Raw genomic sequence first — 11,362 nt, 5'->3', positions numbered from 1 at the left:
AGTGCACCGGATGCTGTCGAGTGCACGGCATCCGCGCGTCCGGCGTGCAGCACGGTGCGCACCACGAGCCCGGCGACGAGCGCCCAGAACGCGGCGCTGACACCGAGCACGGCGATCCCGGATGCGGCCACCAGGAAGGTCACGACCGCGGGGATGCGTTCGCCCGGGTCGTCGATCGCCTGCTGCACCGACGAGCCGAACGCCGCGAACAGGGCGAGACCGGCGACGGCCGGAATGACGGCGGCAGGCGCGAGCACCACGAGGGCGACGAACGCGGCCGAGAAGGCGCCCAGTACGAGGTACGACACCCCGGTCGAGACTCCGGCCACCCAGCGGCGCTTCGGGTCGGGGGCGGCATCGGGGGATGCTGCGAGTGCGGCGCTGATCGCGGCGAGGTTGATCGCGTGCCCGCCGGCCGTTGCGCCGAGCGCGGTGCCGACGCCGGTGACGAGCATCGCCGGACGCCAGGGCACCTCATAGCCGAAGCTGCGCATGATCGCGATGCCCGGTACGTTCTGCGAGGCCATGGTCACGATGAACAGCGGCAGGGCGAGACCCACCAGCGCGCCGACAGTGAACGTCGGCGTCGTGAACTCGAGGCGCGGGAGCAGGACGGCGGGGTCGAACGGCGCGCCGGTGCCGATCAGCGAGACGGCCACCACGACTGCTGCGGCGATGAACGCGAACGGCACCGCCCAGCGCGGAGCGAAGCGGGCGAACACCAGCCAGGTGAGTACGACCGGCACCACGCCCCACGGGTTCGCGACGATGCCGGTGATCGGGGCCAGGCACAGCGGCAGCAGGACGCCGGCGAGCATCGCCTGCGCTATCGAGGGAGGGATGCGGGCGATCAGGGCGCCGAGGGCAGGCCACAGGGCGGTGAGCAGGATCAGTGCGGCCGTGACCAGGAACGCGCCGACCGCCGCCGACCAGCCGCCCTCCACGGTGCCGGTCGCCACGAGGAGAGCGGCACCGGGGGTGGACCACGCCACGGTGATCGGCATCCGGTACCGCCAGGCGAGCACCACGCAGGCGAGGCCCATCGTGAGGCTCACCGCGAGCAGGCCGCTGGCCGCCTGCGCCGTGTTCGCCCCGACCGCGTCGAGCCCGGTCAGCACGACCGCGAACGAGCTCGTGAATCCGACGAGTGCCGTCACCACCCCGGCCAGGATCGGGCGGGACAGGGGCGCGGCTTCGGGCATGGCTCCGAGGTTAGCGCGGGGTGAGCTGCCCGGTGGACGGTCAGTCGCCGAAGAAGAGTCTCGTCGACTCGGCTACGAAACCCGACTGTCCCAGCCCCTCGCGCAGCCGCAGGTGCTCCTGCGCATCGATCCCCGCCACGTAGGTGATCTGATCGGTTCCGTCCGTGACGGCCACGTACGCGATCTCGGCGATCTCCTCGGCCGATGATCGGGTCGAGTCGCGGGAAGGGTCACGGAAGCGTCGGCCGGCCTTGGCGACGGACTCCGCATACTCCTCGTGCCCGGCCTGGTCGAGGCTGCGCCCGCTGAAGTCGGTGCGGATCCCACCGGGAGCGAGGGTCTTGACGCGGATGCCGAACGGTTTCAGCTCATAGGACAGGCTCTCGCTCCAGCCCTCCACGCCGAACTTCGCTGCGTGATAGACCGAGTTGAAGGGCATCGTCACGAGCCCGCCGATGGACGTGGTCGTGAGGATCACTCCCGAGCCCTGCTCTCGGAAGGCCGGGATGAACTCCTTGGTCACGCGAAGGGGGCCGAGGAGGTTCGTCGTGACGTTCTTCACGATCTGTTCGTCGCTGGTCGCCTCGAACGGTCCGGCAAGGCCGTATCCCGCGTTGTTGAAGAGGACGTCGACAGGGTGATCGGCGAGCGTCTCGGCCACGACGTGCACGATCGATGCGGGGTCGTCGACGTCGAGCCGCTTGAGGATCACGCCGGGCAGTGCACCGAGTTCCTGTTCCTGCTCCGGGCTCCTCATCGTGGCGATCACCCGCCAGCCTCGTTCGGAGAACAGCTTGACGGACGCACGGCCGAGTCCGGTCGAGGTGCCGGTGATGAAGATGGTGTTCATTTCTTTCCCCGCTTCGATGCGCTCAAGGGAGTTGTCCCGCGCAGGGTGTCAGCACCCGCGAGCAGTCCTGGCCGCCGGCGCGGAAGATGGCCTGGCGTGAAGAGCCCTCGGCATCGCCGCGCGGGTGGTCAGGCGCGGATCTCGTCTCATATGGTGCTGGCGCAGTCATTCTCATCCCTCGGCGTCGATGGTCTCTTACGTCGGAAGAGATCGGAAATCCGTGCATTCATTACGGGGAATGCACGAAATCCTTCGACGAGAGGGCAGAGAGGAGAGGGCAGAGACGAGAGGGCAGAGAGGCGAAGTGAGCGACGAGCGGGCTAGGCGAGCCCCATGCGGTGTGCGAGCACGACCGCCTGCACGCGATCGCGTGCGCCGAGCTTCTGCAGGATGCGCGACACGTGCGTCTTCACCGTGGCCTCGCCGATGAACAGCGCCCGCGCGATCTCGGAGTTGCTCCTGGCGTCGGCGAGCAGCGTCAGCACCTCGGCCTCGCGGTCGGTGAGCGGCTCGGCGAGCGCGGCCTTCGGGAGCACGCGGCTCGTGGCCGCCACCTCGGGTGCAGGGTGCGGAGCGGTCGTCGAGGCGAACCGTGCCAGCACGCGACGAGTCACCTCTGGGGCGAGCATCCCGTCGCCCGCGGCCAGGGCGCGGACGGCCGCGATCAGGTCCTCGGCGCCGGCGTTCTTGAGCAGGAATCCGCTGGCGCCGGCATCCAGCGCCTCGTACAGGTAGTCATCGCGGTCGAAGGTCGTGACGATCGCGATGGCCGCGCCGACGGCCGGGTCTGCGACGATGCGCCTGGTCGCTTCAATGCCGTCCATGTCCGGCATCTGCACGTCCATCGTGATGACGTCGGGGCGGAGCGCGGAAGCCTGTGCCACAGCTTCCGCACCCGATGACGCCTCGCCGACCACGGTGATGTCGGGTTGGGTGTCGAGGATCGTGCGGAAGCCGGCACGCAGCAGCGCATGGTCGTCGACGAGCAGCACGCGGATCTGGTCGCTCATCGGGCCACGCTCGATCCGGTCGCCGCGGCCAGCGGCACCCGCGCACGCACGCGCAGACCGCCGAATGGTCGTGAGGTCACCTCGAGGGTGCCTCCGGATGCGGCGGCGCGCTCCCGCATCCCCAGTTGGCCGAGCCCCGGACGGAGGTGGGCGACCGGGCGTCCGGTGTTCACGATCTCGACCTCGACCCCGTCGTCGTCGTAGCGCACGCGGACGTCGGCGGTGGCGTCGGGGCCCGCGTGGCGGCGGGCATTCGTCAGCGACTCCTGCGCGATGCGGTACAGGTTCACGGCGACGAGGGAAGGCACCGGCACCGGCACCCCGATCACCGCGTAGTCGGTCGGCAGTCCGGCCTCGGTCGACGCCTCCACGAGCTCGGCGATGTCGTCGAGCTCGAGGGTGGATGCGGCATCCGTCGTCTCTCCGCCGGGTGTGCGCAGGGTCTCCAGCAGTTGGCGCAGCTCGTGGATCGCGTCGCGCGCGGAACCCTCGATCCCGGTGAGGATGCGCGCCGACTCCGCGGGGTCTCGCTCGAGCACGAGACGTGCGGCGCCCGCCTGCACGCCCATGACCGAGACGTGATGGGCGACGACGTCGTGCAGCTCACGGGCGATGCGCACGCGGTCGAGGGCGACCGCCTGGGCGGCGGTGACCTCGCGCTCGCGCTCGAGCTCGGCGGTGCGCTGTTCGAGCACCGCGAGCTGCGCCGCTGCGGCCCATGAGCGCTCGCCGAAGTAGTACGCTCCGCCGAAGTAGAGCACGTTCAGCAGCAGCTGGATGAGCATGAAGGCCACGTACGGCGACATGGCCCCGGCGATGACATCCGCCTTGTCGGCCTCGCGGATCGCGTCGCGGTACATCGTGATCAGCAGCCACACGAACATGCTCACGATGATCCCGACGCGCACGATCATCGCCCGGCGGCGGTTGTTCATCCAGGCGCCTGCCGTGTAGATGGCGATGAACATCGCGATGTTTCCGACGTAGATCTCCGGGATGCGGATCGTCACCGCCGTGAAGTATGCGGCGACCACGATGATCGCGACCGTGCCGGGCCAGCGACGACGGACCGCCAGGGGCGCGGTCACGACGACCGCGTACACGAGTGCGGTCCACAGCGGCGCCTGTTCCTTCCCCCACACCTCAGCGATCGAGGAGAGCCCGGCGCTCAGCACGGCCCCCACGAACATGACGGCCGCGAGCACGATGTCGCTGCGCCGTTCGCGCTCGGTCGATGTGCGGATGAACGGGGCTGCGGGCATCCCTCCACCGTAGGGCGGGCGCCGTCGACATCGCATCCCCCGTGCGGGGGATCGGGAACCCACTTGCTATTGACAAGTGTGCTTGTTTTTTGCAAGCTTGTCTCGAAAGGGCTCACCGACCGATGGGCTCGCAAATCCGGAGGAGTCATCATGACCAAGGTGTTCGTCAACCTGCCCACCAGCGACCTCGAGCGCGCCAAAGCGTTCTACACGGCGCTCGGCTGCGAGATCAGCCCGCAGTTCACCGATGAGAACGCCGCGTGCGTCGTGTGGAGTGAGGACATCTACTTCATGGTGCTCAAGCGCGAGTTCTTCGCCACGTTCACCGACAAGCCGATCGCCGACCCGAACGAGGTCGCTCAGGTGTCCGTCGCCTTCAGCCAGGACTCGCGCGAAGAGGTCGATGCGATCCTCGCCAAGGGTCTGGCCGCCGGCGGTGCAGAGCCGAAGCCCGCACAGGACTACGGCTTCATGTACTCGCGCGACCTCGACGACCCGGACGGCAACTCGCTCGGCTTCCTCTACATGACCCCCGAGGCCGTCGAGAACGGCCCGGACCACGTGGCAGATACCGCCACGTCGGCCTGACATGGCGGCGCGCAGCTATGGCCAGTACTGCGGTGTGACGACGGCCGTCGAGCTGATCGGGGAACGGTGGGCTCTGCTCATCGTCCGCGATCTGCTCGTCGGGCCGCGTCGGTACACCGACCTCAAGCAGGGCCTGCCGCGCATTCCGACCAACATCCTGTCCACGCGGCTGAAAGACCTCCAGGAGGGTGGGGTCGTCAGGCGGGTGCCGCTGCTGAACTGCGGCCTCGTCTACGAGCTCACTCCCTACGGCCGCTCCTTCGAGCCGATCATGCTCGCACTCGGGCGTTGGGGCTTTCAGGCGATGGGAGACCCGGAGGAGGGCGACGTCGTCACGCCCGACTCCCTCACGATGGCCCTGCGCACGGCGTTCGTGGCGGATGCAGCGGCGGACGCCGAGTACGAGCTGCACGTCGGTGACGTGGCCCTGCGCGCATCGGTGCGCGACGGTGAACTCCTCGTCGCGCAGATCGCGCCTCCGGCTCCACCCGTCGGCGGGCGTCTCCCCGACGGTGAACCGGATGCCGTGATCGTCGCCGGTCCCGGCATCCGTCGGCTGATCGGTGGCGACATCACACCGGCGGAGGCGCTGGCGCAGGACATCGTCGCGGTCGTCAGAGGCGAGGAGTCGTGGTTGGACTCGTTCGCCACCACCTTCCACATCGCACGGCTGAAAGTAGGGAGCATGACATGAACGACCACGCATCCGGTCGCATCCTGATCGACCTCTTCACCTCGCTCGACGGCGTCGCCCAAGGCCCGGGCGGCACCGACGAAGACACCTCCGGCGGGTTCCGCTTCAGCGGCTGGCAGGCCGGATACCCGTCATCCGGCGTCGGCCCCGAGATCGAGAAGGGCATGCGCGGGCTCGATGCGCTGCTGCTCGGGCGGCGCACCTACGACATCTTCGCGTCGTACTGGCCGCATCACACCGAGGGAGAGTCGGGCGACATCGGCACGCTCTTCAACCGGGTTCCGAAGTACGTGGCGACGCGGGATGCCGATCTCGCGCTCGACTGGGACGGCAGTACCCGCGTGGGCGCCGACCTGGCGGCGGAGATCGCCGCGATGCGGGCGGCACACCGCGAGGTGCACGTGATCGGCAGCATCGACTTCGTCCACACACTGCTCGCCGAGGGGCTCTTCGATGAGCTGAACCTCTGGGTGTATCCGCTGCTGCTCGGCGCGGGCAAGAAGGTGTTCGACGACAACGCCCTTCCGTCGGTGCTGCGGCTGCTGGAGCCCCCGGTCACCGATGAGGCGGGCGTGACCCTGCTCCGGTATGGGCGGACGGATCGCGAGCCGCAGGTCGGGACGTTCGAGTGATCACGGGAGGATAACTCCCGCGTGTCGACTATTTTCTTCCTATGGCCTGACACTCTAGATTCGATGTGACGTTGCCGTGCGATCGGCACTGGCTCGAGGTCGACCGCGACACACTTCGCTGCGTCGGCCTCCTTCGGAGGGTGGGGACATGGCGCGACGACGCGCATTCATTCGTACGGTGCTCGGGGGAGCGGTGGCACTAGCCCTCGCTCTCGGCGGGGTGACGGCGGCCGCAGCTGTCGAGCCGGCTGCCGCAGCCGGCTCGATCTCCGGCACGGTCGTCCGGGAGGACGACGGGACTCCGGTCGTTGGGGTGACCGTCTCCGCGGATGGCCCGACATGGGCCTCGGTCACCACGGATTCGACGGGGGCCTACACGTTGCCGAATCTCGCCGCGGGCTCGTACATCGTGAGCTTCTTCCCGGAGGGAACCGACCTCAAGCGCGAGTACTGGAGGGACGCCTCCGACTACTCGCAGGCGGCCCCGGTCGTCGTCGGCGACGGGGAGGCAGTCTCCGCGATCGATGCCTCACTCGTGCAGGGCGGCGCCATCGAGGGCATCGTGACCCGTGAAGACGACGGCACTGCGATCGCGGGCGCCGACGTGCAGGCTCTCGACGGCAACAACGAGATCGTGGCGGCGACGACCGCAGGAGCATCAGGCGAATACACCCTCGGCGGCCTCCCCACTGGCTCGTACCGCGTGCGGTTCGCGTCGTCAGATGCTGAGCTGGCGGCGGAGTACTGGAAGGACGCATACGGGTGGGGCGCAGCGACGCTCATCACCGTCACAGAGCCGCAGACCATTACGGACATCGACGCCTCGCTCGCTGAGGTCGGCTACATCAGCGGCACCGTGACGCGAAGCGCCGGCGATGAGCCGCTGAGCGCGTCGGTGGCTTTCTATGCCGCCGGCACGGGACTCGACGTGTTCTTCGTCGACACGAACTCCGACGGCACGTTCCGCATTCCTGTCGTGGCGGGAACCTACCGGGTGCTCTTCCATGCGAACGAGCGGGGGATCATGGAGGAGTACTGGAAGGATGCTTTCCTGTGGGAGAACGCGACGCTCCTGACGGTCGCACCGGGTGAGGAGGTCGTCGGCATCGATGCGGCGCTCGGCAAGCCGGCCCGAATCACCGGCGCCGTGACGATCGACTCCGATGCTGCGGACGACGTCCGCGTGGAGGCGTGGAGCAACGGCACGATGGTCAACGACACCCGCGCCGACCCCGTCACCGGCGCATACTCGCTGGCGGTCCCCCATGGGACATACATTCTGAAGGCCAGCGCCACGTTCAGCGATGGTACGACGACCGCGAAGCCGCAGTTCTTCGACGGTGTTGCTACGGCAGCCGAGGCGACTCCGGTGTCAGTACCCGAGGGGGAGGCGATCTCCGGCATCGACTTCGCACTCACGGTCGACACAGCACCTGAGGTGAAGCCGGCCCTGAGCCTCGGCGTCGACTCGATCCGGGCCGGCAACGACATCGCGATCTCGGGCACCGGATTCGCGCCGGGAGCGACCATCGCCTTCGAGCTGCACTCCGACCCGATCGCGCTCGGCACGCTGACGGCCGACGCTGATGGCGTGCTCCAGGGCGCGCTGCGCATCCCGGCGACCGCGCCTGCGGGCGCGCACACCCTGGTGGCACTGTCAGGCACGACGGTTCTCGCCAGCACGCCGCTTACCGTGACAGCGGCAGCGGGCACGGGTGGGCAGACCGGTGGCGGTGTGGCATCGCCGGGTGGCGGGGCAGCAACCCCGGGCGGGCAGCTGGCGACAACAGGCGCGGACGCTCCGGTTGCCCTGTTGGCGCTCGGCGTCATCCTGGCCATGATGGGTGGGCTGCTCGTGCGTCGGCGCCGCGTGGAGAGCTGAGGCTTCACTGACTGGGGCTGGGTGCCCTGATCGTGAGAGAAGGGGCTCACCCCACGTGCTGAGGCTCAGGCGAGCAGCCGCTCGATCACCCGGGCCACACCGTCTTCGTCGTTCGAGGCGGCCGTCTCGTCGGCCGCATCCTGAACGACCGGCTCCGCGTGGGCCATGGCGACGCCGTGTCCCGCCCATCGCAGCATCTCGACGTCGTTGAGCGCATCGCCGAATGCCACGACCTCGGTGCGGTCGATGCCGAGGTGCTCGCAGAGTCGAGCGAGCCCGGTGGCCTTGGTGACGCCCTCGGCCATGACCTCGACGAAGGGTGCGCCGGACAGGGTGGCCTCGAAGCCGGTGAGACCGAGCGAGCGCACCGTGTCGAACAGCGCGGCGGGCGCGAGCTCGGGATGCCGGATCACGAACTTCAGGCTCGGCGCCGCGAGCACCTGCTCCAGAGGCACGCCGCCCATGGTCGCGGGGTCGCGTTTGTGGTCGGCGAGAGCGGCGATCGCGGCGTACCCGTCCTGAGCCACGAACGTCTCCCCGCCCTCGCGCACGCTCGCGAACAGCAGGCCGGGGATGCTCGCGCGCAGAGCCTCGGCGAGCGAGCGGATCGTGTCAGCGGGAAGCTCTTCGGCGAACAGCATCCGCCCGTCGTCGAGGCGCACCGCGTAGGCACCGTTGCTGCACAGTGCCCAGCCATCGAACCCGGCGTCGGCCGCGATCGCTCGCAGCCCGATCGGCTGGCGGGCCGTGACCGGTATGACGTGGATGCCGCGCGCGCGGGCTGCGTCGAGAGCTGCTCGCGTGCGCGGTGTGACGGCAGACGACGAGTCGAGCAGAGTGCCGTCGAGATCAGTGGCGATCAGCCGCACACTCACGAGATCGGCATTCAGGAGAAGATCATCGGCATGTCGTCGTCGTCATCGGCGCCGCCGAAATCGAGATCGACGACTACCGGGACGTGATCGCTGGGCTGCTCGCCCTTGCGCTCGTCGCGGTGGATGGAGGCACCCTTCACAGCCTCGGCCAACGTGCGCGAGCCCAGGACGAAGTCGATGCGCACGCCTTCGTTGCGAGGGAACTTCAGGCGCTGGTAGTCCCAGTAGGTGAAGCCCTCGGGGATGAGCGGACGCACCACGTCGGTGACCCCGGCGTCTGGGAACGCGAAGAACGCGTCGCGCTCCTGCGGCGAGACGTGGGTCGACCGGCCGATCACGATGTCGGGGTCTCCGTTGTCGACGTCGAACGGGATGATGTTGAAGTCACCCACCAGGGCGAGCGGCAGATCGGGGTTAGCCGACAGCTCGGCGGCCGTCGACTTCTTCAGCTGCTCCAGCCAGTGCAGCTTGTACGCGTAGTGCGGGTCTTCCAGGGAGCGGCCGTTGGGCACGTACAGGCTCCACACCCGAACCCCGTCGACCATCACACCGAGCGCGCGGGCCTCGAGCGGCGCATCCGGCCCCTCGTGTCCCTTGGCGAAGCCCGGCATGCCGTCGAACGACGTGCGCACATCGGTGATCGGCAGACGGCTCGCGATCGCGACGCCGTTCCACTGATTCAGCCCGTGCACCTCGACGTGGTACCCGGCTTCTTCGAACGGGCCGTAGGGGAACTGCTCCGGCTTGCACTTGATCTCCTGCATCGCCAGCACGTCGATGTCTTCGCGCACGGCGAATTCGACGGTGCGGGTGACGCGGGTGCGGATGGAGTTGACGTTCCAGGTGGCCAAGCGCATGCGTCAAGCCTAGGCCTTGCCTCCTACACTGGATGCCGTGACCGCACTCGACGCAGACCGCCAGACACTCCTCGACCTCATCAAGGATGAGGCGGTGTTCCACGGCGACTTCACCCTCTCCAGTGGCAAGCAGGCGACGTACTACGTCGACATGCGCAAGCTCACGCTGGACCACCGTGCCGCTCCCGCGATCGGCCGCATCATGCTCGACCTGATCGGCGACCTCGATGTCGTGGCGGTCGGCGGACTCACGCTCGGTGCAGACCCGATCGCGAACTCGGTGCTGCACGCCTCGGTCGCCGCTGGCGCTCCGCTCGACGCGTTCGTCGTGCGCAAGGAGCCGAAAGACCACGGTCGCGGCCGACAGATCGAAGGGGCGGACGTCAAGGGCAAGCGCGTCGTCGTGCTCGAAGACACCTCGACCACCGGACAGTCGGCGCTCAAGGCCGTCGAGGCCCTGCGCAAGGAAGGCGCCGAGATCGTCGCCGTCGCCGTGATCGTCGATCGCAAGACCGGGGCACAGGCCGCGATCGAAGCCGAGGGTCTCGAATGGCGCGCCGCCTTCGACCTCGACGACCTCGGACTCGACCCCCAGTGACCCGGTACGCGCTCGCCGTCGATGTCGGCGGCACGAAGATGGAGGCCGCGCTCGTCGCGGAGGACGGCCTGCTCGTGGAGGGCAGCCGGAGTCGGCAGGCGACCGGTCGCGAAGCCACGCTCGAGTCGCTGAACGCCTCGGTCGTCGCGATCGTCGAGCATGCGCTTGCGGCTCTGCCCGCTGACGCCGAGTTCGTCGGAGCGGGAGTAGGCAGCGCCGGGCCGATCGACCGCACAGCCGGTGCGATCATGCCGGTGAACATGCCGCTGGCGCGGGGTTTCGGTCTCGAAGAGGCCGTTCGCGCCGCAGCATCCACGGTCCTCGGGAGCGACGTGCCCACCGTGCTCGGCCACGACGGGGGTGCGCTTGCACTCGCCGAGTCGTGGCGTGGGGCCACTCAGGGTGCCGGCGCCTCGCTGTCGATCGTCGTCTCGACCGGAGTCGGTGGTGGTTTCGTCGCGAGCGGTGCCTACATCCCCGGCGCGACCGGCAACGCCGGCCACCTCGGCCAGGTGCGCCGCGAAGGTGGTCTGACGCTCGAGGAGATCGCGTCGGGGCCGGCGAGCGCCGCCTGGGCGCAGCAGCAGGGCTGGACCGGAGCCACCGGTGAGGACCTCGCACGGGATGCGGCAGCAGGTGACACCGTCGCGCGGGCGGCGATCGAGCGCTCGGCTCGTGCAGTCGGGGACGCGCTGGCGGATGCCGCGACCCTCGTCGACCTCGATGTCGTCGCGATCGGCGGCGGCTTCTCGCGGGTGTCTCCGGACTACATCGACCTCGTGCAGCAGGCGCTCACCGCGAGTGCGGTGCACGAATACTCCCGTCGCACGCGCGTCGTGCGTTCGGGGCTCGGCGACGAGGGACCTCTCATCGGCGCAGCTGCTCTCGTGCTGCGGTAGGTCGACCGGAAGC

12 protein-coding genes are annotated in these 11,362 nt (G+C 68.9%); 6 read left to right on the top strand and 6 right to left on the bottom strand.

Annotation, left to right across the window (positions count from 1 at the left end; genetic code table 11):
- The 4 genes from CQ040_RS14560 to CQ040_RS14545 form a co-directional block, all read right to left on the bottom strand.
- A partial coding sequence (locus CQ040_RS14560) for a benzoate/H(+) symporter BenE family transporter (protein WP_105720492.1) occupies nucleotides 1-1,202 on the bottom strand: 1,202 nt, incomplete at its 3' end.
- Between the two features lie 40 nt (nucleotides 1,203-1,242).
- On the bottom strand, nucleotides 1,243-2,052 hold the full coding sequence (locus CQ040_RS14555) for an SDR family oxidoreductase (protein ID WP_105527381.1): 810 nt from the start codon (nucleotides 2,050-2,052) through the stop codon (nucleotides 1,243-1,245).
- A gap of 320 nt (nucleotides 2,053-2,372) precedes the next feature.
- Nucleotides 2,373-3,062, bottom strand: a complete 690-nt coding sequence (locus tag CQ040_RS14550) for a response regulator transcription factor (protein WP_105527382.1) — start codon at nucleotides 3,060-3,062, stop codon at nucleotides 2,373-2,375.
- The gene (locus CQ040_RS14545) at nucleotides 3,059-4,324 is read right to left on the bottom strand and encodes a sensor histidine kinase (protein WP_105527383.1); all 1,266 of its coding nucleotides are present in this window, start codon (nucleotides 4,322-4,324) and stop codon (nucleotides 3,059-3,061) included. The genes CQ040_RS14550 and CQ040_RS14545 overlap by 4 nt, the downstream gene beginning before the upstream one ends.
- Before the next feature lie 150 nt (nucleotides 4,325-4,474).
- Here CQ040_RS14545 and CQ040_RS14540 point away from each other — a divergent pair, with 150 nt between their 5' ends.
- The 4 genes from CQ040_RS14540 to CQ040_RS14525 all read left to right on the top strand — a co-directional run bounded on the left by CQ040_RS14540 (nucleotide 4,475) and on the right by CQ040_RS14525 (nucleotide 8,120).
- Nucleotides 4,475-4,912: a VOC family protein gene (locus CQ040_RS14540; protein ID WP_181156932.1), complete on the top strand. Its 438-nt coding sequence runs from the start codon at nucleotides 4,475-4,477 to the stop codon at nucleotides 4,910-4,912.
- 1 nt (nucleotide 4,913) lies between these two features.
- Nucleotides 4,914-5,606: a helix-turn-helix domain-containing protein gene (locus CQ040_RS14535; RefSeq protein WP_105527384.1), complete on the top strand. Its 693-nt coding sequence runs from the start codon at nucleotides 4,914-4,916 to the stop codon at nucleotides 5,604-5,606.
- Nucleotides 5,603-6,238, top strand: coding sequence for a dihydrofolate reductase family protein (locus CQ040_RS14530; RefSeq protein WP_105527385.1), 636 nt, complete (start codon nucleotides 5,603-5,605; stop codon nucleotides 6,236-6,238). The genes CQ040_RS14535 and CQ040_RS14530 overlap by 4 nt, the downstream gene beginning before the upstream one ends.
- Nucleotides 6,239-6,386: 148 nt before the next feature.
- Entirely contained in the window at nucleotides 6,387-8,120 is a 1,734-nt protein-coding gene (locus CQ040_RS14525) for a collagen binding domain-containing protein (RefSeq protein ID WP_105527386.1), read from the top strand.
- Nucleotides 8,121-8,185: 65 nt separating this feature from the next.
- On the opposite strand, the gene CQ040_RS14520 is transcribed toward CQ040_RS14525, so the two are convergent.
- Together CQ040_RS14520 and CQ040_RS14515 are read right to left on the bottom strand one after the other, a co-directional pair.
- Nucleotides 8,186-8,995 (bottom strand): HAD family hydrolase, encoded by an 810-nt coding sequence (locus CQ040_RS14520; protein WP_105527387.1) that lies wholly within the window; start codon nucleotides 8,993-8,995, stop codon nucleotides 8,186-8,188.
- Between the two features lie 11 nt (nucleotides 8,996-9,006).
- A complete protein-coding gene (locus CQ040_RS14515) occupies nucleotides 9,007-9,852 on the bottom strand; it encodes an exodeoxyribonuclease III (RefSeq protein ID WP_105527388.1) in 846 nt (281 codons plus the stop codon).
- Between the two features lie 37 nt (nucleotides 9,853-9,889).
- Here CQ040_RS14515 and pyrE point away from each other — a divergent pair, with 37 nt between their 5' ends.
- Together pyrE and CQ040_RS14505 are read left to right on the top strand one after the other, a co-directional pair.
- Nucleotides 9,890-10,450 (top strand): orotate phosphoribosyltransferase, encoded by a 561-nt coding sequence (gene pyrE, locus CQ040_RS14510; protein ID WP_028500879.1) that lies wholly within the window; start codon nucleotides 9,890-9,892, stop codon nucleotides 10,448-10,450.
- Nucleotides 10,447-11,349 carry an ROK family protein gene (locus tag CQ040_RS14505; protein WP_105527389.1) on the top strand — a complete coding sequence of 301 codons (903 nt, stop codon included), beginning with the start codon at nucleotides 10,447-10,449 and terminating at the stop codon, nucleotides 11,347-11,349. The genes pyrE and CQ040_RS14505 overlap by 4 nt, the downstream gene beginning before the upstream one ends.
- Nucleotides 11,350-11,362 lie beyond the last annotated feature (13 nt).

This window comes from Microbacterium sp. MYb54 (assembly GCF_002979515.1).
Classification (GTDB): Bacteria; Actinomycetota; Actinomycetes; order Actinomycetales; family Microbacteriaceae; genus Microbacterium.
This window is presented reverse-complemented; position numbering and strand designations above follow the sequence as displayed.